Genomic DNA, 23508 nt, shown 5'->3' on the forward strand with positions numbered 1-23508 from the left:
GGCCGTCGTGAGACGAGTGCGCCCGGGGACGACATCGTCTCGCGGGGCCGGCTCCCGTGCGGCCGGCGACGAGCGCGCCCTGAGCAGCGTCGCGGCCGGTGACCGGTTCCAGGGCGGCGGCGACCCCCGGGACCTGCCGCGCCTGTGGCACGTCACCCTCAGCGTCTCCGGCCGGCCGGCCCCGGTCGCGGAGGTCCGGCGGGCGCTGGAACAGCTTGCCCACGACCACCCCTTCCTGCTGACCAGCCGCTACGCCGACGACCACGCGGAGATCCGCTACTGGGAGGAGGCCCGCGACCTGCACGACGCGGCCGCCGTGGCGCTGCGCCTGTGGGGCGAACACCGCCGGACCGCCGGCCTGCCGCCCTGGGAGATCGTCGGCCTGGAGGTCATCGACCGGGCCACCTACCACCAGCGCGTCGCGGCGGGCTACGGACCCGCGCTGGCGACACCGGTCGGCGTGCATCCCTTCTAGAAGCACTCGGGGCGCCTCCCTCCCGAGAACCCGGGCGCGTCCCTCCCGAGAACGAGGAGATGGGGGGAGGGGTGCGCAATTCGGTGCCCAAGGGGCAAAAGCCGCTGTCTCGGGGTGTGAAACGCATGCCGTCGACGACGGCCGCCCGCACTACCCTTCCCCCATGACCACGCTCTCGCCGTACGACTCGATGTCCCCGGTCAGCCAGGCCGCCTACCGGGCCAAGGGGGCCGCCGCCACCCTCGCGCCGCTGCCGCGGGCCGCCAAGGACGACGCGCTGCTCGCCATCGCCGACGCGCTGGAGGTCCGTACGAGTGAAATCGTCGAGGCCAACACCCAGGACGTGGCCAGGGCCCGCGAGGCCGGCGTCAGCGAGGGCATGATCGACCGGCTCACCCTCACCCCCGAGCGGGTGCGCGCGATCGCCGCCGACGTGCGGGACGTGGCCGCGCTGCCCGACCCGGTCGGCGAGGTCGTCCGCGGCTCCACCCTGCCCAACGGCATCGACCTGCGCCAGGTCCGGGTGCCGCTCGGCGTCGTCGGCATCATCTACGAGGGCCGGCCGAACGTCACGGTCGACGCCGCCGCCCTCTGCCTGAAGTCCGGCAACGCGGTCCTGCTGCGCGGCTCGTCCTCCGCGTACCGGTCGAACACCGCGCTGGTGCGCGTCCTGCGCGACGCCGTGCACGGCGCCGGGCTGCCCGCCGACGCCGTCCAGCTCGTACCCGGCGAGAGCCGGGACAGCGTGCGCGAGCTGATGCGCGCCCGCGGCCTGGTCGACGTGCTCATCCCGCGCGGCGGCGCCTCCCTGATCAACACGGTCGTCCAGGAGTCGGTCGTCCCCGTCATCGAGACCGGCACCGGCAACTGCCACGTCTACGTCGACGCCGCGGCCGACCTCGACATGGCCGTCGACGTCCTGGTCAACTCCAAGGCCCAGCGGGTCGGCGTCTGCAACGCCGCCGAGACCCTCCTGGTCCACCAGGACATCGCCCCCGAGTTCCTGCCGCGCGCCCTGGACGCCCTCGCCGACGCCGGGGTGACCGTGCACGCCGACGAACGCGTGATGGCGTACGCCAAGGACTCCCGCGCCACCGTCGTGGAGGCCACCACGGAGGACTGGGAGACCGAGTACCTCTCCCACGACATCGCCGCCGCCGTCGTCGACTCCCTCGACCGGGCCGTCGAGCACATCCGGCTGTGGACCTCCGGCCACACCGAGGCCATCGTCACCACCTCGCAGCAGGCCGCCCGCCGTTTCACCCAGTTGGTGGACTCCACCACGGTCGCGGTGAACGCCTCCACCCGGTTCACCGACGGCGGCCAGTTCGGCTTCGGCGCGGAGATCGGCATCTCGACGCAGAAGCTGCACGCCCGGGGACCGATGGGCCTGCCCGAGCTGACCAGCACGAAGTACATCGTCACCGGCGACGGTCACGTACGGCGCTGACCCGCGCACGGGGAAGGCGCGGCGGCGGAACCGTCTCGGCGGACGGATGAATTTCCATACCGTCTGCCCAAAATGACCCCCCAGGTCTACTCTGGGTCTGTGCCGGAGGACGTGGGGGGCACGCCGTTCCCTGACGGCTGGGAGCCCGACGACGACCACGACCGCGGGGTGTCGGACGAAGAGTTCGCCTCCGTGGTCTTCGACGAGGCCTTCGTACGGGCGGCCGAGGTCCACGAGCCGACCGCCGTCGAACGCCTCCTGGCCGCCGCGCAGGCCAGAGCCGAGGCCTCCGAGGCGGAGGCCCGCCGGGCCCGCACGCGCGGCGAGCGGTACGACGACGGGTACGGCGGCTACCGGGGCGGTTCCGGCTACGACGACCCGGACGACGACGAGGACGTCCTGGAGGACGACTACGGCTCCCCGGGCCCGTACGGCAGGCAGGTGCGCTGGCACCGTCCCGTCGCCTGGATGCTCGCCCTGGTGATGGGCGTCGGCATGGTCGCGCTCGCCTTCTCGGCCGTCTACCGGGGCGCCTCCGGGGGCCGCCAGGAACCGGCCCCGCCGCCCGCCACCACCGGCGTGGAGCAGGGTGGCGCGACGGCGCACTCCGCGGCGCCCTCCGCGTCGGCCGACTACTCCCAGCCGGCCGTCCCGGTGATCCCGCGCGGCGGCCCCTGAGACCGGCCGCCGGCCTGGTGAGAACCTGTCAGAACTTGTGCCCCGGCCGGGCGTTTACCGGGACCTCCCCGGACCTACCCTGAAGATATGGGAGGGCCTTCGGACCCACCCGAGGGGACGCCCGAGGGAGCCCCCGGAGGTGGCGAGGACGAGTACAGGTCCGTCGTCTTCGACGAGTCCTTCGTCCGCGCTGCCCGGCTCCAGGAGTACTCCGCCGAGCAGCGCATCACCGACCACGCGCCCGCCGTGCGCCGCCGCCCGCCGCGCAGGCGCGGCGGCCTGACCCGGCAGGCGCTGGTCCTGGTCCTGCTGATCGCCGTGGCCTTCGGCACGGCCGTCTACATGGGCCTGCGCCACCCCTACCGCAACCCCGCCGCCGACGACCCCGCCGAGCCGCTGCGGATGACCGTCATCCCGCTCGCCCCGCGGGGCGAGGTCCCCGGCACCGCCGACGTCGAACGGCTGTACGCGCACAGTCCGGCGGCGCGGTTCCGGCCCGGTGCCGAGGGGGTGCCGCTCCCGGCGTCCCGGCGCACCGCGCACTTCTCCGACGGCCAGGTGGTGACCGCGCTGCTCACCGCCAAGGACTACCTCGTGCGGTCCGCCCTCGACCCGGGCGTGCTCACCGGCGGCGAGACCCGGCCCGTGCGGGCACTGCTCGACCCCGGGCAGCTGGACCAGTTCGACCGGAGCTTCGACCGGCCCGCCGCCGACGGACGGCACGCGCCCACCGGATGGCTGGTCCGCTTCGACCCCGCCCGCGTGCGGCTGGCCGACCGTGGGATCCGGGTCCAGGGCACCATGCAGGCCACCGAGAACGACTCCTCCACCCTCGAGGTCACCACGGACCACACGTTCGTCTACGCGCTGCGCCCGGCCGGCACGGGCCCGGACGCCGAGGCGTCCCTGTTCACCGTCCGGCGCGAGCTGCGCTTCCGCTTCGACCGCGACGATCTGCGCATGCACCAGGCGGAACTCGTCGTCGCCCAGGTCCAGGCCGGCCCGCTCTCCTGCGCCGAGGACTCCGCCGCCCGGCTGCGCCCGCTGCTGGCGGGCCAGAAGGCGAAGGAGACCACTCCCACCGTCACCGACCCCTACGCCACGGGCAGCATCCCGGCCCTGTGCGGCGCCCTGGCACCGGGCGCCCAGCCGACGCTGTGAACGCCGGGCGGCGAGGCGCGGGCCCGACGGGGGTGGTGGGGTGGCGATGCGCCCGAGCCCTGTACGGCTGCTCCGTGCCTGGGGGTTTCCTCGCCCCCGCCGCCCTTACCCGTCCCGTCCCGGGGGCGGAGCCCTGGGTTCGGGACGGGAAGGGGCGGCGGGGGCGATCGGCGTTGTCAGCGGCGGGGCGCACCACGCGGGCATGAGCGGGGCGCCGGACGCCGTGGTCCGCCGGCCCCCGCGGCCGGGCGGGCCTACGCCCCGTCGCGCGGCGGCTCGTCGTCCTCCGTGCCCGACGGCGCACCCGGCTCCCGCGGTCCCGGCTTCGGGGACTTCGGCTCCGACGACGTGAACCCGCCGAAGCCGCGGCGGACCCGGCCGCCCAGGTCTCCGGCACCGCCCGCGATGTCGCTGACCAGCTTCATCAGCGGGTCCTTGGAGGTGCGCACCTCGTCCGCGTAGCTGCTCGCCGACTCCCGCCAGGAGTCCCGTACCGAGGCGTCCTTGTCCTCGTCGCGGCGCGGGTAGTGGCCGTCCATGATCCGCTGGTAGTCGCGGGAGGCCGCCCACTTCTTCAGCTCGGCCGCCCGCACCGTGGTGAACGGGTGCGAGCGGGGCAGCACGTTGAGGATCTTCAGCACGGAGTCGCGCAGGTCGCCCCCCGCCTCGTACTCCTCGGCCTGCTCCAGGAACGCGTCCACGTTCATCTCGTGCAGGTGGTTGCCGCCCGCGATCTTCATCAGACCGCGCATCGAGGCCCGCGGATCCTGTCCGACCAGCAGCCCCGCGCGGTCCGCGGACAGCTCCGACTTGCGGAACCACTCCCGCAGCGCCGTCACGATCGCCATGATCGCGACATTGCCGAGCGGGATCCACGCGACCCGGACCGCCAGCGACGTCAGGAACAGCAGGATCGTCCGGTACACCGAGTGCCCGGACAGCGCGTGCCCGACCTCGTGTCCGACGACCGCCCGCATCTCCTCCTCGTCGAGCAGCTCCACCAGACCCGTGGTCACCACGATGATCGGCTCGTCCAGGCCGATGCACATCGCGTTCGGATTCGGGTCCTGCTTGACGTACATCGGCGGGACCTTCTCCAGGTCCAGGATGTAGCAGGCGTCCCGCAGCATGTCGTTGAGGTGCGCGAACTGCCGGTCCGAGACCCGCACCGAGTCGGACAGGAACAGCAGCCGCAGACTGCGCTCGGGCAGCAGGCCGCTCAGCGCCTTGAAGACCGTGTCGAAACCGGTCAGCTTGCGCAGCGCCACCAGCGCGGAACGGTCCGCCGGATGCTCGTACGCCCGCGTGGAGATCCCGGGGAAGCGCCTGCGCTGCCTGCTCGGCACGCTCTCGTGCCCGTTGTGCTGATGGCCGTCGGACATGTATCCCCCATGTGCGTCTGAGTGATCCTTCGCGGACCCTTGTCGCGGCCCTTCACGTCCCCGAGGCGCAGCCCGGCCCAGGCGGAGTCACCGTGGACGGGCAGTGACGGACGGGACGGCCGAGGAGGTGCGGGATCTTGCTCCGGGTGCTTCTGATCGTGATGGTGGTGGGCTGCGCGCTCACCGCGTGGTTCCTGTCGCGCGGCTACAGCCGGAAGGACGACTGAGCGGCGCGGAAGGTTCCTCGCGCCCTCCACGGGCCCGCAACGGCGGAGTCGGCGTGATCGACGGGAAGGCCCCCGCATACGATGAGCCGACGTCTTTGTCCCGCCCACACGCGATAGGTCCTGCCGAAGATGAGCATCCACAGCACCGCTGCCCAGTTCGCCACCCTTGCCGCCGAGGGCGGAGAGCACGGCGGCAACCACGAGAGCCTCAGCCCCTACCTCACCGGCGGCGGCGCCCTGTTCGTGCTGCTGCTCCTGCTGTGGGTCACCACCCGCTTCAACCGCGACCGCTGAGCCTCTTGCCGGCCGCCCTGGCGGACGGGGTGTTCAGGCCGGGCCGGTAGGGTCTGCACGCATGGGAGAGCAGGACATGCCTACCGGCCCCGGCAACGGCCCGGCGCGGCAGGGCAGGCGCCGTCTCGGCGTGATGGGCGGCACCTTCGACCCGATCCACCACGGACACCTGGTGGCGGCCAGTGAGGTCGCCGCGCAGTTCCGCCTCGACGAGGTGGTGTTCGTCCCCACCGGCCAGCCGTGGCAGAAGAGCCACCGCGCGGTGTCCGCCGCCGAGGACCGCTATCTGATGACGGTCATCGCGACCGCCGAGAACCCGCAGTTCTCGGTGAGCCGCATCGACATCGACCGCGGCGGCCCCACCTACACCACGGACACCCTGCGCGACCTGCGCGCGCTCAACCCGGACAGCGACCTGTTCTTCATCACCGGTGCCGACGCCCTCGCCCAGATCCTCACCTGGCGCGACAGCGAGGAACTGTTCTCCCTGGCACACTTCATCGGCGTGACCCGGCCCGGCCACCACCTGACCGACGCGGGCCTGCCCGAGGGCGGTGTCTCGCTCGTCGAGGTTCCCGCCCTCGCCATCTCCTCCACGGACTGCCGTGCGAGGGTCGCCGAGGGGGCACCCGTCTGGTACCTGGTGCCGGACGGAGTCGTGCGCTACATCGACAAGCGCGAGCTGTACCGCGGCGAGTGAGCCGAGAGGGGCACCGGTGAACGACCGATACGACGCGGGATACGGGGCCGACGGGGGCGGCGCCCCGTACGAGCTCGTCGGCTACGACGAGTACGGCCGGCCTGTCTACCGCCAGGCCACGGACCAGCAGAACCAGCAGTACGACGGTTACCCGCAGCAGGGCTACGGCTACGACCCGTACCACACGGGCGGACACCAGCAGCCCTCGTACGACCCCTACGGGACCGGGACCGGCGCCCCGCAGCAGCCGCAGGCGCCGTCCTACGACTCCTACGACCCCTACGGCACCCAACAGGGCGGCCAGGGCGGCCAGAGCGCCCCGTACGACCCCTACGGGCAGACCGCGCAGTCCGCGCACACCGGGCAGCAGCCCCGCGTCACCGAGCAGACCGCGCACATCCCGCAGCAGCCCGGCCCGGCCGACGACGAGCAGGGCTCCGACGGGCCCGCACCGGAGTACCGCACCGAGCAGTTCGCCTTCGTCGAGGAGCCCGACGGGGACTCCGAGGACGTCATCGACTGGATGAAGTTCACGGAGAACCGCACCGAGCGCCGGGAGGAGGCCAAGCGCCGCGCCCGCAGCCGGATCATCGCCCTCGTCGTGGTGTTCGCCCTGGTCGCGGCCGGCGGCGTCGGCTACCTCTGGTACGCCGGGAAGCTGCCGGGCCTGTCCGACTCCGGTCCCGGCACGGGCACCACGACGGCCGCGGGCGCGCAGAAGCGGGACGTCATCGTCGTCCACCTGCACGACACCACAGGCGGCGGCACCGTCACCGCCCTGCTCGTCGACAACACCACCACCGAGCAGGGCACCACCGTGCTGCTGCCCAACTCCCTCACCCTGACCGCCGACGACGGCACCACCACCACGCTCGCCAAGTCGGTCGAGGACGACGGCTCCGAGGGCACCAGGACCGCCCTCGACACCGTCCTCGGCACCGACATCGAGGGCACCTGGCGGCTGGACACCCCGTTCCTGCTCACCCTCGTCGACCTCGTCGGCAACATCGAGGTCGACACCGACACCGACGTGCCCGACCCGGACGCCGGGAAGAAGGGCGAGGCGCCCCTGGTCAGGAAGGGCAAGGGCCAGACCCTCAGCGGCAAGATGGCCGTCGCCTACGCCACCCACCGCGGCTCCGGCGAGTCCCAGAACGCCCAGCTGGAGCGGTTCGGGCAGGTCCTGCACGGCGTCCTGCGCAAGATGACCTCCGACCCGGACGCCGCCACGGTCACCGTCCAGACCCTCGGGCAGATCATCGAGCCGCCGCTCACCGACAAGGACCTCGGCTCCTTCCTCGCCCGGCTCTCCGACCGCGCCAAGGGCGGCGACCACAAGACCGCCGTGCTGCCCGTGCAGGACGACGGCACGCTCACCGCCCAGGCGAGCGACAGCGTCGTCAAGGACGTCCTCGGCGGCACCGCCAAGAGCCCCGACAAGAACGCCGCCGTCAGCGTCTCCGTGCGCAACGCCACCGGGACGAAGGACAACACCGAGAAGGCCCGCGTGGTGCTCCTCAACGGCGGCTTCACCTTCCGGGACGCGGGCGCCGCCGGCGCCGCCGAGACCACCTCGAAGGTCGTCTACGCCGACGCCGCCGAGAAGGAGAACGCCACCGAGGTCGCCAAGACCCTGGGACTGCCCGCCGGCTCCGTCACCAAGGGCGAGGTCTCCGCCAACGCCCGCGTCTCGGTCGTCCTCGGCCAGGACTACGACCCCGGCTCGTAGCGCGCTCCGGGCGCACCCTCCGCAATTGCGGAGGGTGCGCCCGGCGGTCCGTGAGACCCTTGACAGCAAGTGTCCACCGACCGAAAGCCTCGCAGTGACCGCAACCGACCGTTCCCTCGAGCTCGTCACCACCGCCGCCCAGGCGGCCGCCGACAAGCTCGCGCACGACATCGTCGCCTACGACGTCAGTGACGTGCTGTCCATCACCGACGCCTTCCTGCTGGCCTCCGCGCCCAACGACCGCCAGGTCAAGTCCATCGTCGACGAGATCGAGGAGCGGCTCAGCAAGGAGCTCGGCGCCAAGCCGGTCCGCCGCGAGGGCGACCGCGAGGCCCGCTGGGTACTCCTCGACTACGTCGACATCGTCGTCCACGTCCAGCACAGCGAGGAGCGCGTCTTCTACGCCCTGGAGCGGCTGTGGAAGGACTGCCCCGAGCTGGAGCTGCCCGAGGACGCCAAGGCCACCCGCGGCAAGGCCGCCGAGCACGCCAGGCTCCAGGAGGCCGAGGAGGCCGCGCAGCCCGGCGGTGAGTGGTGAGCGCCACCGGTGAGGTGGGCGGGTCCGCGCGCCGGGGCCGCCGCGTCATCCTGTGGCGGCACGGTCAGACGTCCTGGAACGTGGAGCGCCGCTTCCAGGGCTCCACGGACGTGGACCTCACCGAGACCGGCGTCGCCCAGGCCCGCCGGTCCGCCCGCCTCCTCGCGGGGCTCAAGCCCGACGCGATCGTCGCCTCCGACCTGAAGCGGGCCGCGGCCACCGCCGCCGAGCTCGCCGCGCTCACCGGCCTGGAGGTCACCCTCGACGAGGCCCTGCGGGAGACCTACGCGGGCGTCTGGCAGGGCCTGACGCACGACGAGATCATCGCCAGGTACGGCGACGAGTACACCGCGTGGAAGCGCGGTGAGCCGGTCCGCCGGGGCGGGGGCGAACTGGAGACCGAGGTCGCCGACCGCGCCGCCCCCGTGGTGCTGCGGCACGTCGAGAAGCTCCCGCAGGACGGCACGCTCGTCGTGGTCAGCCACGGCGGCACCATCCGCACCACCATCGGCCGGCTGCTCGGACTCGACCCGCACAACTGGGAGAGCCTGGGCGGTCTCACCAACTGCTGCTGGTCCGTCCTCGGCGAGGGCGCCCGCGGCTGGCGGCTGCTCGAGCACAACGCCGGCACCCTGCCGGAGCCGGTGCTCGGCGACGACGACTGAGAGTGCTTCGATCCGGCCCCGGGACGCCCCGGGACCCGGATTTCACTTTCCGGCAGGTCACAGGCTAGAGTTCTTCTTGTTCGCCCCGCCGAGCGGGAGGGAACACCAGGAAGCCGCGTCACGTGGCAGCCAGGGGCTATAGCTCAGTTGGTAGAGCGCCTGCATGGCATGCAGGAGGTCAGGAGTTCAATTCTCCTTAGCTCCACATGACGAAGATCCCGTCCCTCGCAAGGGGACGGGATCTTTTGTTGTCCGCCGTTGAGCGGGACGGCTCTCGCGGGCGTATACCCCTGTGAGGCGCCGAGCCGTGTCCCGACCGGTACCCCGGCGTCGCTGACCGTGTCGGCCCGGTCGTGGCAGAATCAAACGGCCGGAAGGGGGCGCGGCCCGACGGGAGGGAGTTGTGATGCCTGCGAGCATCCTCGAGGAGGTCGACCACCTCCTCGGAGCGGTGTCGACGCGACGGACCTCTACCCGCCTCAACTGCCCTTCCTGCGGCTCCGCGCACGTCGCCCAGGTGCTCGGCGACAACGGCGGGATCTCCTACGTGTGCACGGCCTGCGGCCACAGCTGGAGCTGACCGATGGGTGCACACAGGCGGAAGTGCGACTGGTGCGGCAGCGGGACGCCGATCGTCCGGGACATGGAGCCGCTCAACCCCGACTACCAGTACTGGTGCGAGGAATGCGCGCGGGCGCTGATCATAAAAGGCGACCCCATCGAGACGTACCGCGAACTCGAGGGGGAGCCGATCTATGGCCGGCTGCTGGAGGAGCACTGCACGCTCAAGCGCTTCTATTCGTTCGTGACCGCGTGACCCCCGGTAGGGGAAATTCGGGACATAGGCGAGCGAAGCGAAACCGATTTGGTGTTGGCCCGGGTCGACCGTGTAAAGTTGGCGTCGCCGCCGGGGAAACCGGGCGACACGAACGACATGCGGCTCCGCCGCGTGGCAGCAAGGGGCTATAGCTCAGTTGGTAGAGCGCCTGCATGGCATGCAGGAGGTCAGGAGTTCAATTCTCCTTAGCTCCACAGAAGTCGAGGGCGGATCATCCGAACGGATGGTCCGCCCTCGCTGGTTGTCCGGGACCTCGCTGTCTGTTCCGGTCCTCGCCGCCCGTTCAGGTTCCAGCGGCCTGTTCCGGTCCTCGCCGGTCGTCCCGGACCGCCGTAGCGGCCCGGGACCCGTCTCAGCGGCCCAGGGCGCGCCGGCCGCGACCCTGCGAGAGCACCGGCAGATTGCGGGACGGCGCCTTCGCCTGGGGCGACTCGTCCTCGATGCGCAGGGCCAGCGCCGGGCAGCGGCGCACCGCCCGCAGCGCCTTCGCCTCCGCGAAACGCGGCACCTGCGCCTGAGCCACCGTCGGGAAGCCGTCCGCGCCGAGCTGGAACACCTCCGGGAGGATGTCCGCGCACAGGCCGTGGCCCCGGCACAGCGTCCAGTCGACGTAGATCTTCTGGCGGCTGGGCCCGTTCTCCTCGTCTCCGCCGCCCGGGATGCCCGTAGGGGCCCTGCCCCCCTCGAAGAGCGGCAGGACGCCCGCCACGGGCCGTCCGCAGCCGTTGCCGAGGACATGCGCGGCGAGGTCGTCGGTGAACGCCTTGATGGTCGACTCCAGGAACATCGCGGAGCCGTCCGGGTGCGAACACGCCCCGCGCCGCTTCACGTTCTTGGCGACCTGCTTGACCGCCTCCAGGGCGGCCGGACCGCCACCGTTGAGGATGTCCTCCAAGCCGCGCGCGGCGGCCGGCAGCCCCAGGTAGCAGGGACCGCACTGGCCGGCGCTCTCCTCCGCCAGCCACTTCGCCACCATCAGCGACTCGCCCAGCGGGCAGGTGTCCTGACTGATCGGCAGGATCGCCCCGGCGCCGAGCGCACCGCCCACGGCGTCCAGGGAGTTGCGGGAGACGATCGCCTCGTTGACGGTCGCCGCGTCGATCCACTTGCCGTGGTAGCCGCCCGTCAGCACCCCCTGCGGCACCGGGGGAGCCCCGGCGAGCTGGAGGATGTAGCGCAGCGGCACACCCGTCGGTGCCTCGATCACCATCGGGCGGGCCACCGCCCCCGACACCGTGAGCATCACGGTGCCCGGCTCGTCGTACAGGCCGGTGTTGCCGTAGCGCTCCGGGCCGATGCGGGCGGCGATGGCGAGCTGGGCGAAGGTCTCGGCGTTGGACAGCAGCGTGGGCGCGCCGCCGACGCCGTTCTTCGAGGCGCTGGTCTTGCGGCCCGGCGGGATCGCCGGGCCGCCGTCGATCGAGCGGATCAGGGAGGCCGCCGCGCCCGTGACCATGCGGACCGGGTTGCGCTGCACGCGGGCGCGCAGCGCGGAGCGGCGTCCGTTGTTCAGACCGCGTTCGGCGAGCGCGGCCTCCATGGAGCGCTGGGTGGACTCCCGGGTGACCCCCACCACGAGTGTGCGGGCACCCATGGCCTCGGCGCACAGCAGTGCGCCGTCCAGGATGAGATGAGGGGCACGGTTGATCAGCACCGTGTCCTTGCGGCAGGCCGGCTCGTCCTCGCTGCCGTTGACGACGACGACCGGCCGCACACCGCGCTTGATCGCCGTTTCGGCGACCGAGCGCAGCTTCTTGTGGAAGGGGAACCCCGCGCCGCCGCGGCCCCTGAGGTTGATGCGTTCGGCGAGCTGCGCGAGCTGCTCACCGCCCAGCGGCTCGAGCGGCCCGTGCACCTTGAGGTGCATGGGCAGATCGAGCCGGTCCACAAGGTCGAAGCCCGACGTGAGCTGGGGAAGCCCGACCACGCGGACTTCGGGTACGTCGGGCAGGGCCTCGTTCACCGGTGACCTCCGAGGGTGCCCCCGGCTCCGGCCGGGAGAGAAATCGGGCTCCTGCGGGGCAGGGCGGGAAACGGGGGTTCACCCCGAAGACGGCGGACGGACCACGTGGCCGGGTGGCCCGGCTGCCGTGCGTCGTGAGGGCCAGGCACGCGCGACTCTTCCGTTGCTGTTGTGGGGGGAGGGTTCAATTGAAGCCTCCGGACGGCGTGTTCGGTGTGTTCCAGGGTTCGCCCGATCCCGGCGCGTCGAAGTCGTAGGACGACGACACGCCGGGGTTCGGTGCGGGGACGGGACCGCTGTTGTACGTGTCACTCGGGTTGTACGTGCTGTAGAGGCCGTTCGTCTCACCGGTGTCGTACACATCACTCGAACCGAACCCGGAGGCGGCCGGATTGTCATAGGCCGGGATGGTGTATCCGGTGTCCTGGAGCGGGTCGTACGCCGACGGCGGGGCCTCGCCGACCGGCGGCGGGGACGGGATCGGCCAGTTGCCCGAGGTGCTGGAGGGGCCGTCCACGCGCGGGATGGCCTCCGTGGGCTGCATGTCCAGCGGCAGTTCCATGCGGGAGGTCGCGTCGGTGAGGGGGGTCTGTCCGGCCGGCGGCCGGCCGGGCGCCGAGACCGCGCGGTAGGCGGCCGCGAAGCCGTTCGCCGGTTCCGGCGCGGGCGCGGGCCCGGCGGTCTCGTACAGCGGGCGCCCGCCGCGCGGTCTCTCGCCCCGCCGGTCGCCGTCCCCGCGCGGACGCCCGTCGCCCCGCGCGGAGTCGCGCTCGCCGCCGTATCCCGGCAGGGCGGACCCGGCCGCCCGGGACCTGCTCTCCTCCAGCCGCTCCTCACGGCTCCGCTGCTGGTCGGCGGCGCCGAGCAGCGCGGTGAGCCGGTCGGAGATCCTGCGCTTCACGCGGGGCGGGGAGGCGCGCACGGCGAGGGCCGCCATGACGCCGACCACGGACAGCCCGTAGAGGATCGTGAAGATCGGCTTCGCCGCTCGACCCGCGTAGAGGCCGTGCACCAGCGCGGCGCACCAGGCCGGGTAGGCCAGCATGTGCATCGCCCGCCAGCGGGCCGCGACCGGTGCCGGGGAGGCGAAGCGGTTGCGCAGCACACCGGTGATGCCGACGAAGATCATCAGCATCCCGGCGAGGGTGCCGAGCCCGATGAGGACCCCCCGGCCGGCGACGGCCTCGTCGTCGGTGAGGAGCAGTCCGAAGGGGATCACCGCGGCGATCCAGGTGGTGTGCTCCTGCAGCAGCTTGACGACGATGTGCACCAGCAGGAAGGCGATCGAGGCGACCGCGGTCGTCCGGTGCACCGCCTGCGCGAGGATCCGCTGCCGGGGGCCGAGCAGGATGCGGTCCTGGGCGACGAGTCCCCAGATCACCGAGCAGCTCAGGGAGACCAGGGACAGCACGCCCGCACCGAAGCTGAGGAACTCGACGAGCCAGTCGTCCGCCGTGCTGTCGTCCGGCCTCACGACCTGCCTCCCGGCGTCCCGGCGCGGAGCGGGCACGACGGAGCCGCAGCCGACCGGCCCCGAGCGGGGGGCGGGCTGCAGTCTGGACGAGGGTTCATGGGGCGACTCCGAAGGTTCGGTAAAGCGGTCCCGCTGCCGAACTCTAAGGGGCGTCATACCGATGAGTACGAGGTTTGAGTTATTGCGCTGTTATCAAATGACAATGAGGCCGTTGTGATGTCCCTTAGCGGTCGTTACGCGAAGTAACATTTGACCTTGGGTCAACGTGCCGCGGAAGCGCGTCGCGGCCGGATCGGCGGCTGCGGTACCCTGGCGCCATGCGTGCCGTACGCCTTCTGCTTAGCGGGCCGCGCTGATCAGTCCCGACCGCCGGTGACCGGCAGGTCGGAATCGGCGCGGCGTCCCCTCCTGTGCGAGGGGATTTTTCATTTCCGGGAAGTCCGCAGCAGCAGGCAGAGACGATCGATGGAGCATTGAGGATCATGAGCGAGACGAACCCCGCAGCCGCGGAGGCCGCGCCGCACCGCTACACGGCCGCCCTGGCCGCCGAGATCGAGGCACGCTGGCAGGACTTCTGGGACGCCGACGGAACCTACGCCGCGCCGAACCCGAGCGGCGACCTGTCGGGCGATCCGGAGACGGCCGCCAGGCCCAAGAAGTTCATCATGGACATGTTCCCGTACCCCTCGGGTGCGGGACTGCACGTCGGACACCCGCTGGGCTACATCGCCACCGACGTCTTCGCCCGCTTCCAGCGCATGACCGGGCACAACGTCCTGCACACCCTGGGCTTCGACGCCTTCGGCCTGCCCGCCGAGCAGTACGCGGTGCAGACCGGCACGCACCCGCGCGTGTCGACCGAGGCCAACATGGAGAACATGAAGTCCCAGCTGCGCCGGCTGGGCCTGGGCCACGACAAGCGCCGCTCGTTCGCCACGATCGACCCGGAGTACTACAAGTGGACCCAGTGGATCTTCCTGCAGATCTTCAACTCCTGGTACGACCACGAGGCGAAGCGGGCCCGCCCGATCTCCGAGCTGGTCGAGCGGTTCGAGTCCGGTGAGCGCGCCGTCCCCGGCGACCGCTCCTGGAGCGAGCTGACCGAGGCCGAGCGCGCCGACGTCCTGGGCGAGTACCGCCTGGCCTACGCCTCCGACGCGCCGGTCAACTGGTGCCCCGGCCTGGGCACCGTGCTGGCCAACGAGGAGGTCACCGCCGAGGGCCGCTCCGAGCGCGGCAACTTCCCCGTCTTCAAGGCCAAGCTGCGCCAGTGGAACATGCGCATCACCGCTTACGCGGACCGCCTGCTGGACGACCTGGACGCCCTGGACTGGCCCGAGGCCATCAAGCTGCAGCAGCGCAACTGGATCGGCCGCTCCGAGGGCGCCCGCGTCGGCTTCCCGATCGACGGCGAGAGCATCACCGTCTTCACCACCCGCCCCGACACCCTGTTCGGCGCGACCTACATGGTGCTGGCGCCCGAGCACCCGCTGGTCGAGAAGTTCACGCCCCAGGAGTGGCCCGAGGGCACCCACGCGGTGTGGACCGGCGGACACGCCACGCCCGCCGAGGCCGTCGCCGCCTACCGCGCGCAGGCCGCCTCCAAGTCCGACGTCGAGCGGCAGGCCGAGGCCAAGGACAAGACCGGCGTCTTCATCGGCGCGTACGCCACCAACCCGGTCAACGGCGAGAAGGTCCCCGTCTTCATCGCCGACTACGTCCTGATGGGCTACGGCACCGGCGCGATCATGGCCGTCCCGGCCGGCGATCAGCGCGACTTCGAGTTCGCCCGCGCCTTCGAGCTGCCGATCCGCTGCATCGTCGAGCCGACCGACGGCCGCGGCACGGACACCTCCACGTGGGAGAACGCCTTCTCCTCGTACGACGCGAAGATCATCGACTCGTCGAACGACGAGGTCTCCCTGGACGGCCTGGGCGTCGCCGAGGCCAAGGCGCGCGTCATCGAGTGGCTGGAGCGGTCGGGCCACGGCGAGGGCACCGTCAACTTCCGCCTGCGCGACTGGCTGTTCAGCCGGCAGCGCTACTGGGGCGAGCCCTTCCCGATCGTCTACGACGAGGACGGCGTCGCCCACGCCCTGCCCGAGTCGATGCTGCCGCTGGAGCTGCCCGAGGTCGAGGACTACAGCCCCCGCACCTTCGACCCGGACGACGCCGACACCCGGCCCGAGACGCCGCTGTCGCGCAACGAGGACTGGGTCAACGTCACCCTGGACCTGGGCGACGGGCCGAAGAAGTACCGCCGCGAGACCAACACCATGCCCAACTGGGCCGGTTCCTGCTGGTACGAGCTGCGTTACCTGGACCCGCACAACAGCGAGCGGCTGGTCGACCCGGCCGTCGAGCAGTACTGGATGGGCCCGCGCGAGGGCATGCCGCACGGCGGCGTCGACCTGTACGTCGGCGGCGCCGAACACGCCGTACTGCACCTGCTGTACGCCCGCTTCTGGTCCAAGGTGCTGTACGACCTGGGGCACGTGTCGTCCGCGGAGCCGTTCCACAAGCTGTTCAACCAGGGCATGATCCAGGCCTATGTCTACCGCGACAGCCGGGGCATCGCCGTACCGGCCGCCGAGGTGGAGGAGCGCGACGGCGGCTACTGGTACCAGGGCGAGCGCGTCACCCGGCTGCTGGGCAAGATGGGCAAGTCCCTGAAGAACGCCGTCACCCCGGACGAGATCTGCGCCGAGTACGGCGCCGACACGCTGCGCCTGTACGAGATGGCCATGGGCCCGCTGGACGTCTCCCGGCCGTGGGACACCCGCGCGGTGGTCGGCCAGTTCCGGCTGCTGCAGCGGCTGTGGCGCAACATCGTCGACGAGGCGAGCGGCGAGGTCACCGTCGTCGACACCGACGACGTCGACGAGGACACCCTGCGCGCCCTGCACAAGGCGATCGACGGCGTGCGCGGCGACCTGGAGGGCATGCGCTTCAACACCGCCATCGCCAAGGTCACCGAGCTGAACAACCACCTGACCAAGCGGGGAGAGGCGCTGCCGCGCACCGTCGCGGAGTCCCTGGTGCTGCTGATCGCCCCGCTGGCCCCGCACATCGCCGAGGAGCTGTGGCGCAAGCTGGGGCACACGGACTCCGTGGTGCACCGGGACTTCCCGGTCGCCGACCCGGCGTACGTGGTCGACGAGACCGTCACCTGCGTCGTGCAGATCAAGGGCAAGGTCAAGGCGCGCCTGGAGGTGTCCCCGGACATCGCCGAGGACGAGCTGGAGAAGGTCGCGCTGGCCGACGAGCGGGTCGTCGCGGCGCTGGACGGCGCCGGGATCCGCAAGGTGATCGTCCGGGCGCCGAAGCTGGTGAACATCGTCCCGGCGTGAGGTGAGCGCTTCGGGGGCCCGTCTGGTGCGATCCGCCGGACGGGCCCCGGGCTTCAGGGCGCCCGACGGTCCGGGTAGTCCCTTACGGGCAGGTTCGGGGTTGTTCAGGAACTCCGGACCTGCCCGCTGCGTTTACCGTTGAAGAGCGGCGCGAAGTGCGCCGGGACAGGCCGGAAGGCCCGGAGGAGGAGCTTCGTGGAGACGGTGTTCGCAGTGGTCGCCCTGCTCTTCGTGCTCTTCGTCGCGCTCGGCGCCTACGCCACGGTGAAGGTCGTCGGCGCCGCCAAGCGCAGCGCGGACCGCCACATCACCCAGGCCCGCCGCACGGTCGAGGACCACACCCTGCGGGCCAAGGCCTTCGCGCAGCCCGGCCCGGCCGGCCAGATCGCCCAGCTCCGGCTGGGGCTGCGCACCTCCATGCGGGCCACCCAGGACGCCCTGGAGGCCGCCGTCACCGAGGACGAGTCCCTCAAGGAGTCCCTCGGTCTCTTCCAGCGGCTCAGCGCGCACGGCCACGAACTGGACGGCGAGCTCAGGCGCCTGGAGTCCGAACCGGACCGCACCACCCTCGCCGCCCGGCTGCCCGAGCTGCGCGAGCGCACCGAGCGCATCACGAGCGCCGCGGACTCCCTGCGCTGGGCGGCCCGCGACCGCGCCCGCCGTTTCGCCTCCGACGACCTGGACTCGCTGAGCGAGCAGATCGACATGGAGGCCGGGGCCCTGCGCCACTGGACCACCACGGAGCAGCACCCGGCGCCCCCGCCCTGGCCCGAGACCCCCGCCGCCGACGCCCCGGAGCCCGCCCCGGCGAAGGAACCGGAGCAGCGGACCGATCGGCCCGCCATCACCCCGCCGGCACCGCGCCCCACCTACTCCTGGCAGAAGAAGCCCCGCCCCGAGAGCACCACGTGAGTACCACATGAGCACCCCCTGATCCGGCCACCGTCGGCCCCGCCCCGCGAGGCCGGGCTGCCGCACGGGCACCACGGCAGGTAACCTCCAGCTCATGTCCCGCCATGTCGCGATCGTCACCGATTCAACGGCCTACCTGCCGGCCCGGACGATGGAGCGGCACCGCATCACGGCGGTACCCCTGACCGTGGTCCTCGGCGACCGCGCGCTCGAAGAGGGCACCGAGATCTCCACCCGCTCCCTCGCCCAGGCTTTGCAGAAGCGGCGCCCGGTCACGACCTCACGGCCCGGCCCCGAGGTGTTCGCCGAGACCTACCGCAGGGCCGCCGAGTCCGGTGCCACCGGCATCGTCTCCCTCCACCTCTCCGCCGAGCTCTCCGGCACCTACGACGCGGCGGTCGTCGCCGCCCGCGAGGCGCCCGTGCCGGTACGGGTGGTGGACACCGGCATGATCGCGATGGCGCTCGGGTTCTGCGCGCTGGCGGCGGCGGAGACCGCGGAGGCGGGCGGCACGGTGGACGAGGCGGTCACGGCCGCGGAGAAGCGGGCGGCGGACACGTCCGCCTACTTCTACGTCGACACGCTCGACTATCTGCGCCGGGGCGGCCGGATCGGCGCCGCGCAGGCCCTGCTGGGCTCGGCCCTCGCGGTCAAGCCGCTGCTGCAGCTCGCGGGCGGCCGGATCGAACCGTTGGAGAAGGTCCGTACGGCGTCGAAGGCGATCGCCCGCCTGGAGGAGATCGCGGCCGAGCGGGCGGGCGGGGCGGAGGTCGACGTCGCCGTCCACCATCTCGCCGCGCAGGAGCGCGCGTCGGCCCTCGCGGACCGGCTGCGGACCCGGCTGCCGGGCCTGGCCGACCTGCACGTCAGCGAGGTGGGCGCGGTGATCGGGGCGCACACGGGGCCCGGACTGCTGGGGGTCGTGGTCTCGGCCCGGTGAGGCCGGTGCGCTCGTACGGGTGACGGGGTTGTCCACACCCGGTCGGTAATCCCCGGAAAACAGGCAAGATCATCGCGAGTGGGCCGATGTGCCGGATCCTCCTGGCATGGCACTTCGATCACGCTCACGCACAGGGACAGCGACCAGCGGCCCGGGCCGCCCGCCCGCCTCCGACGGCCGCGCCCGCCACCGCCGGCCGACCGGACCCCGCGGCCGGGGCTCGCGCCCGGACCGCCGAGCGGCGGCGGAGGAACTCCGCCGCCGGGCGGAGTCACTCTTCGACGGCGACGACCACTGCGCGCACGGCAGGCGCCCCCCGGCCTGGGCCCTGACCGGCACCCGCCGCATCACACGGGCCGGTTCCTCGGCGGCCGGGAACCGGTCGGGGGCGGTGGACCGCGCGGGCGGTGCGGACCGTGGGACGGTCGCGGACCGCGTGCCGGACCGGGGCCGCTCGGCGGCGGTGGACCGCCAGGGCGCTGGGGAGCACGCGGCGACGGCCGGGAACCGGGCGGTGGACGCGGGCCGGCCGGGGTCCGGGGACCGGTGGCCGGATGTCGGCCGGCCGGTGGTTCCTGAGCGGTCGGTGGAGCCGGGGCGGCCGGCGGCTGCGGACCGGCAGGCCGCGCAGGGGCGGTCGACGGCCGCCGGGGACTTTCTCGCGGCGGGGCCAGGTGGTGGCGCGGTCGCGGTGGACGACGAGGGCGGTACCGCGGATCCGGAGGAAGCCGGTGGCGCGTCCGCACGGGGGCGGCGGGAGCGGGCCGGGCTCGCGCTGCGGGAGCGTCTGCCGTTATGGGTGCAGACGCGGTGCGGCATGGAGCGGCGGAGCGTGGCCGCGCTGTCGGTACTGCTCGTGATCGCCGTGGGGTTCGCCGTGCAGCACTTCTGGACCGGACGGACCCAGCCGGTACGGGCGCCGGAGGTGGTGCGGGCGGCGGCGGTTCCGCACGGGGAGCACGGCAAGGACGCGGCGAAGGGGGAGGCCGCGCCGGACGGTGCGGTGAGGCCCGGCGGCCCGGGCCCGGCGGGGACCGAGATCGTGGTCGACGTCAGCGGCAAGGTGCGGGACCCGGGGATCCACCGCCTGCCCGCCGGTTCACGCGTCGAGGACGCGCTGCGGGCGGCCGGCGGAGTACGGCCCGGCACCAGGACCGACGCCCTGAACCGCGCCCGTTTCCTCGTCGACGGCGAGCAGGTGGTCGTAGGCGGGCCGGTACCGGCCGCGGCAGCCCCCGGCGGCGGTACGGGTACGGCGGCGGGAGCCGGCCCCACCGCCCCGGTGTCCCTCAGCACCGCCACCCTCGACCAGCTCGACGCCCTCCCCGGAGTAGGCCCTGTGCTGGCCCAGCACATCGTCGACCACCGCACCCGCAACGGCGGTTTCCGCTCGGTGGACGAACTCCGCGAGGTGAACGGCATCGGCGACCGCCGTTTCGCGGAGCTGCGGAACCTCGTACGGCCATGAGTACCGAGCCGAACACCGAGCCCACGGCCCGGCGGCACGTCCACGCCGCCTCCGGCAAGCGGCTCGGCGCCGCGCACCCGAGGCAGGAGGGACCGACGGACCTGCGGCTGGTCCCGCCCGCCCTGGCCGCCTGGGCCACGGCCGCCGTGCTGCTGCACGCCCCGCCCGGCCGGGCGGCGGGCACGGCGATCGCCGCCCTGCTGACGGCCGGCGCCCTCCTCCTGGCGCGCAGCCGCCTGGCCGGACGCGGACGGGCCACCGCCCACGCCACCGCCGCCGCACTGCTCTGCGTCGCCGCGGCCGCCGGATCGGCGGGACTGCACGGCGCGGACCTGCGACGGGGCCCCGTGCCCGCACTGGCCCGGGAGTACGCCCCGGTGACCGCCGAGGTCGAGATCACCACCGACCCCCGGCTCACCCGGCCCAGGGTCAGCGGCAACCGTATGGCCCCCACCTCCGTACTGATCGAGGCCGACGTACGACGGGTGGAGCGGGCCGGCGGCACGGCGGAGACGACCCGCACGCCCGTTCTGCTGATCGTCGACCCGGGCCCCTCCGGACGCACCGCACCGGACGCCGGGGACCGCTCCCCCTGGCTCACCCTCCTGCCCTCCACCCGCCTCCGCGTCGAGGCACGGCTCGCCCCGGCGAGGGCGGGCGGCGACCGGTTCGCCGCCGTGCTGCGGGTGAAGGGCCGCGACGGTCCCGAGACCGTGGGCCGGCCGTCGGGCCCGCAGCGGCTGGCGGGACGGCTGCGGGCCGGACTGCGGGAGGCGACCGCCGGACTGCCGGCGGACGCGCGGGCGCTGCTGCCCGGCCTGGTCGTGGGCGACACCGCGAGGATCACCCCCGAACTGGACGAGGCGTTCCGGGAGACCGACCTCACCCACACGCTCGCCGTCTCCGGCGCCAACTTCACCATCCTCCTCGCCCTGCTCCTCGGCCCGCCCGGCCTGGCCCAGCGGGCCGAGCGACGCGGACTCGCACCCCGCCTCGGCATCCCCCTGCGGGTCACCGCACTCCTCGGCGCGACGCTCTCCCTCGCCTTCGTCGTCGTGTGCCGACCGGACCCGAGCGTGCTGCGGGCCGCCGCCTGCGGCTCCGTCGCCCTGCTCGCGCTCGCCACCGGCCGCCGCAGATCACTGATCCCGGCGCTGGCGACGGCGGTCCTGCTCCTGGTGCTCTACGACCCCTGGCTGGCCCGCAGCCCCGGCTTCCTGCTTTCCGTGCTGGCCACCGGCGCGCTGCTCACCCTCGCGCCACGCTGGAGCGCGGGACTGCGGAGGCGCGGTGTGCCGCCCCGCCTCGCGGAGGCGCTGGCCGCCGCGGGCGCCGCGCAGGCGGTGTGCGCGCCGGTGGTCGCCGTACTGGCGGCACGGGTCAGCCTGGTGGCGATCCCCTGCAACCTGCTCGCGGAGGCCGCGCTCGCACCGGCCACGGTGCTGGGTTTCCTGGCCCTGACCACGGCACCGCTGGCGATGCCGGCGGCGAAGGCACTGGCCTGGTGCGCGAGCTGGCCCGCGGAGTGGATCGCACAGGTCGCCAGAACGGGCGCCGCGCTGCCCGGCGCGGGAGTGGACTGGCCCGGCAGCTGGGCCGGCGCGGCGGCACTCGGCGCCCTCACCCTGACGGCACTGCTCGTAGGGCGACGGCTGCTGAGACACCCCTGGTGGTGCGCCGCCTGCGCACTCCTGCTGGTACTGGTCGTGATACAGCCACGCCCCCTCACCCGGGCGATCACGGGCTGGCCCCCGCCGGACTGGCGGATGGTGATGTGCGACGTCGGCCAGGGCGACGCACTGGTCCTGGCGGCGGGCGGCGACACCGGCGTGGTCGTGGACGCCGGCCCCGACCCCGCCCTCGTCGACCACTGCCTGCGCTCCCTCGGCATCACCACCATCCCCCTCGTCGTCCTGACCCACTTCCACGCCGACCACGTGGCGGGCCTGCCCGGCGTCCTGCGCGGACGCGCGGTCGGCGCCGTCGAGACGACGTCCTTCGAAGAACCCGCCGACCAGGCCGCGTTCGTCCGAAGACTCGCCGATACCCACCACATCCCGGTGACACACGCGGCGGCCGGCGAGGCGCGGCGCACGGGAGAACTGTCCTGGGAGGTGGTGTGGCCCCCACCGAGCACCCACTCCGCACCGGAAGGCCCGAACGACGCCAGCGTCGCCCTACTGGTCCGCACGGCCGGCCTGCGCCTGCTACTCCTCGGAGACCTGGAACCCCCGTCCCAACGGGCCCTGGCGAGATCACCCGCGGCGCACCGGCTGACCGCCGTGGACGTCCTCAAGGTCGCCCACCACGGCTCGGCGTACCAGGACCCGGACCTCATACGCCGCACGGCCCCCCGCCTGGCGCTGATCAGCACGGGGGAGGACAACACGTACGGGCACCCGGCACCGGGCACGGTCGCCGCCCTGCGCGCCGGGGGAGCGACGGTGCTGCGCACGGACCGGGACGGGGCACTGGCGGTGACCGTCGGCGAGAACGGGAGCAGGGAACTGCGGGTGGCGCGCCACTGAGGGGATGACCGAGGGGATGAGCACCGTGGGAGTCGACGCCTATCTGCGCCACCTGGGCGTCGAACAGCCCGTCTGGCCCACCGTGGACGCGCTGCGCGAGCTGCACCCCCGCATCCGGTTCGCGTGGCTGCCTATCGGGCGCTGGTGTCCTCCACGGCGTCAAGTACCGCGTGCCACGGGTACTCCTCCGGTCGACCCTGACCCGGCTGGTTCGGTACGAACCCGTCCTCGCCGTACAGGACACGCACACCCATGTCGCGCAAATCGGTCACGCTCCGCTCGAACTGCCGATGCCGTGCGTAGGCCGCATTGACGCAGGGCATCGCCACGAGCGGGATGCCCTTGCCGATACCCTCGGCCACCACCCCGACGACGAAGTCACGGGTGATGCCCAGCGCCCAGGCGTTCATCGTGTTGAAGGTGGCCGGCGCGACGGCGATGACGTCCGCCTTCGGCTATACGTCGGGCTCGCCCGGCAGCTTGTAATCGGACCGGACCGGGTGGCCGGTGAGCTGTTCGAGCTCGGCCTGCTGGGGGGCGAGCCAGCGTGCGGCGGTCGGGGTCAGTCCCAGACACACGTCGAAGCCGCGGGTTTGGGCGTCCCGGATCACCTGAGGAATGTCGAACACGGGCGGGGCGGCCGAACCAAACAGGTACAGCACACGGTCAGCTGTGGTCATGCCGCCATCCGACCACAACCGCCTCCCGCTCACGGAGGCTTGATTTCCAGTGGTCG

General features: G+C 72.8%; 19 protein-coding genes, 2 tRNA genes and 1 pseudogene. 18 read left to right on the forward strand and 4 right to left on the reverse strand.

Features of this window, described 5'->3' with window-relative positions; translation table 11 throughout:
* Nucleotides 1-7 precede the first annotated feature (7 nt).
* The 4 genes from ACF1DX_RS02120 to ACF1DX_RS02135 all read left to right on the forward strand — a co-directional run bounded on the left by ACF1DX_RS02120 (nt 8) and on the right by ACF1DX_RS02135 (nt 3764).
* A complete protein-coding gene (locus tag ACF1DX_RS02120) occupies nt 8-475 on the forward strand; it encodes a hypothetical protein (RefSeq protein WP_391789324.1) in 468 nt (155 codons plus the stop codon).
* Between the two features lie 163 nt (nt 476-638).
* Nucleotides 639-1925 carry a glutamate-5-semialdehyde dehydrogenase gene (locus ACF1DX_RS02125; RefSeq protein ID WP_391789325.1) on the forward strand — a complete coding sequence of 429 codons (1287 nt, stop codon included), beginning with the start codon at nt 639-641 and terminating at the stop codon, nt 1923-1925.
* Nucleotides 1926-1997: 72 nt separating this feature from the next.
* Nucleotides 1998-2603, forward strand: a complete 606-nt coding sequence (locus tag ACF1DX_RS02130) for a hypothetical protein (RefSeq protein ID WP_391789326.1) — start codon at nt 1998-2000, stop codon at nt 2601-2603.
* 87 nt (nt 2604-2690) lie between these two features.
* A complete protein-coding gene (locus ACF1DX_RS02135) occupies nt 2691-3764 on the forward strand; it encodes a hypothetical protein (RefSeq protein WP_391789327.1) in 1074 nt (357 codons plus the stop codon).
* Between the two features lie 254 nt (nt 3765-4018).
* Here the strand turns inward: ACF1DX_RS02135 and ACF1DX_RS02140 are convergent, their stop codons facing one another.
* Nucleotides 4019-5146: a M48 family metallopeptidase gene (locus ACF1DX_RS02140; protein ID WP_391789328.1), complete on the reverse strand. Its 1128-nt coding sequence runs from the start codon at nt 5144-5146 to the stop codon at nt 4019-4021.
* A gap of 356 nt (nt 5147-5502) precedes the next feature.
* Between ACF1DX_RS02140 and ACF1DX_RS02145 the strand changes: the two genes are divergently transcribed.
* The 9 genes from ACF1DX_RS02145 (at nt 5503) to ACF1DX_RS02185 (ending at nt 10331) form a co-directional block, all read left to right on the forward strand.
* Nucleotides 5503-5667, forward strand: a complete 165-nt coding sequence (locus ACF1DX_RS02145; RefSeq protein WP_030858187.1) for a hypothetical protein — start codon at nt 5503-5505, stop codon at nt 5665-5667.
* A gap of 61 nt (nt 5668-5728) precedes the next feature.
* Nucleotides 5729-6367, forward strand: a complete 639-nt coding sequence (gene nadD / locus ACF1DX_RS02150) for a nicotinate-nucleotide adenylyltransferase (RefSeq protein ID WP_391789329.1) — start codon at nt 5729-5731, stop codon at nt 6365-6367.
* Between the two features lie 16 nt (nt 6368-6383).
* Nucleotides 6384-8096 (forward strand): LytR C-terminal domain-containing protein, encoded by a 1713-nt coding sequence (locus tag ACF1DX_RS02155; RefSeq protein ID WP_391789330.1) that lies wholly within the window; start codon nt 6384-6386, stop codon nt 8094-8096.
* A 94-nt stretch (nt 8097-8190) separates the two neighbouring features.
* Complete coding sequence (rsfS, locus tag ACF1DX_RS02160; protein WP_391789331.1) at nt 8191-8634, forward strand: ribosome silencing factor; 444 nt, start codon at nt 8191-8193, stop codon at nt 8632-8634.
* Nucleotides 8631-9299, forward strand: a complete 669-nt coding sequence (locus ACF1DX_RS02165; RefSeq protein ID WP_391789332.1) for a histidine phosphatase family protein — start codon at nt 8631-8633, stop codon at nt 9297-9299. Before rsfS ends, ACF1DX_RS02165 begins: the two co-directional genes overlap by 4 nt.
* A gap of 132 nt (nt 9300-9431) precedes the next feature.
* Nucleotides 9432-9504: transfer RNA gene (locus ACF1DX_RS02170), tRNA-Ala, on the forward strand.
* A 201-nt stretch (nt 9505-9705) separates the two neighbouring features.
* Nucleotides 9706-9879 carry a hypothetical protein gene (locus ACF1DX_RS02175; protein ID WP_391789333.1) on the forward strand — a complete coding sequence of 58 codons (174 nt, stop codon included), beginning with the start codon at nt 9706-9708 and terminating at the stop codon, nt 9877-9879.
* 3 nt (nt 9880-9882) lie between these two features.
* Nucleotides 9883-10116 carry a hypothetical protein gene (locus ACF1DX_RS02180; RefSeq protein WP_019523121.1) on the forward strand — a complete coding sequence of 78 codons (234 nt, stop codon included), beginning with the start codon at nt 9883-9885 and terminating at the stop codon, nt 10114-10116.
* Nucleotides 10117-10258: 142 nt separating this feature from the next.
* Nucleotides 10259-10331 (forward strand) — tRNA-Ala (locus tag ACF1DX_RS02185).
* A 158-nt stretch (nt 10332-10489) separates the two neighbouring features.
* On the opposite strand, the gene ACF1DX_RS02190 is transcribed toward ACF1DX_RS02185, so the two are convergent.
* Together ACF1DX_RS02190 and ACF1DX_RS02195 are read right to left on the reverse strand one after the other, a co-directional pair.
* The gene (locus tag ACF1DX_RS02190) at nt 10490-12100 is read right to left on the reverse strand and encodes an NADH-ubiquinone oxidoreductase-F iron-sulfur binding region domain-containing protein (protein ID WP_391789334.1); all 1611 of its coding nucleotides are present in this window, start codon (nt 12098-12100) and stop codon (nt 10490-10492) included.
* A 184-nt stretch (nt 12101-12284) separates the two neighbouring features.
* Nucleotides 12285-13574, reverse strand: a complete 1290-nt coding sequence (locus ACF1DX_RS02195; protein ID WP_391789335.1) for a cytochrome b/b6 domain-containing protein — start codon at nt 13572-13574, stop codon at nt 12285-12287.
* A 482-nt stretch (nt 13575-14056) separates the two neighbouring features.
* Between ACF1DX_RS02195 and leuS the strand changes: the two genes are divergently transcribed.
* The 5 genes from leuS to ACF1DX_RS02220 all read left to right on the forward strand — a co-directional run bounded on the left by leuS (nt 14057) and on the right by ACF1DX_RS02220 (nt 22772).
* Complete coding sequence (leuS, locus tag ACF1DX_RS02200) at nt 14057-16924, forward strand: leucine--tRNA ligase (RefSeq protein WP_391789336.1); 2868 nt, start codon at nt 14057-14059, stop codon at nt 16922-16924.
* Nucleotides 16925-17119: 195 nt separating this feature from the next.
* On the forward strand, nt 17120-17836 hold the full coding sequence (locus tag ACF1DX_RS02205) for a hypothetical protein (RefSeq protein WP_391789337.1): 717 nt from the start codon (nt 17120-17122) through the stop codon (nt 17834-17836).
* Between the two features lie 94 nt (nt 17837-17930).
* Nucleotides 17931-18776, forward strand: a complete 846-nt coding sequence (locus ACF1DX_RS02210) for a DegV family protein (RefSeq protein WP_030858205.1) — start codon at nt 17931-17933, stop codon at nt 18774-18776.
* Nucleotides 18777-18882: 106 nt separating this feature from the next.
* On the forward strand, nt 18883-20244 hold the full coding sequence (locus ACF1DX_RS02215) for a helix-hairpin-helix domain-containing protein (RefSeq protein ID WP_391789338.1): 1362 nt from the start codon (nt 18883-18885) through the stop codon (nt 20242-20244).
* Nucleotides 20241-22772: a ComEC/Rec2 family competence protein gene (locus ACF1DX_RS02220; protein WP_391789339.1), complete on the forward strand. Its 2532-nt coding sequence runs from the start codon at nt 20241-20243 to the stop codon at nt 22770-22772. Before ACF1DX_RS02215 ends, ACF1DX_RS02220 begins: the two co-directional genes overlap by 4 nt.
* A gap of 131 nt (nt 22773-22903) precedes the next feature.
* On the opposite strand, the pseudogene ACF1DX_RS02225 reads toward ACF1DX_RS02220, so the two are convergent.
* Nucleotides 22904-23452 (reverse strand): annotated as a pseudogene (locus tag ACF1DX_RS02225) (flavoprotein).
* Between the last annotated feature and the right edge of the window lie 56 nt (nt 23453-23508).

It is taken from the genome of Streptomyces sp. NPDC014676 (assembly GCF_043084105.1).
Lineage (GTDB): Bacteria > Actinomycetota > Actinomycetes > Streptomycetales > Streptomycetaceae > Streptomyces.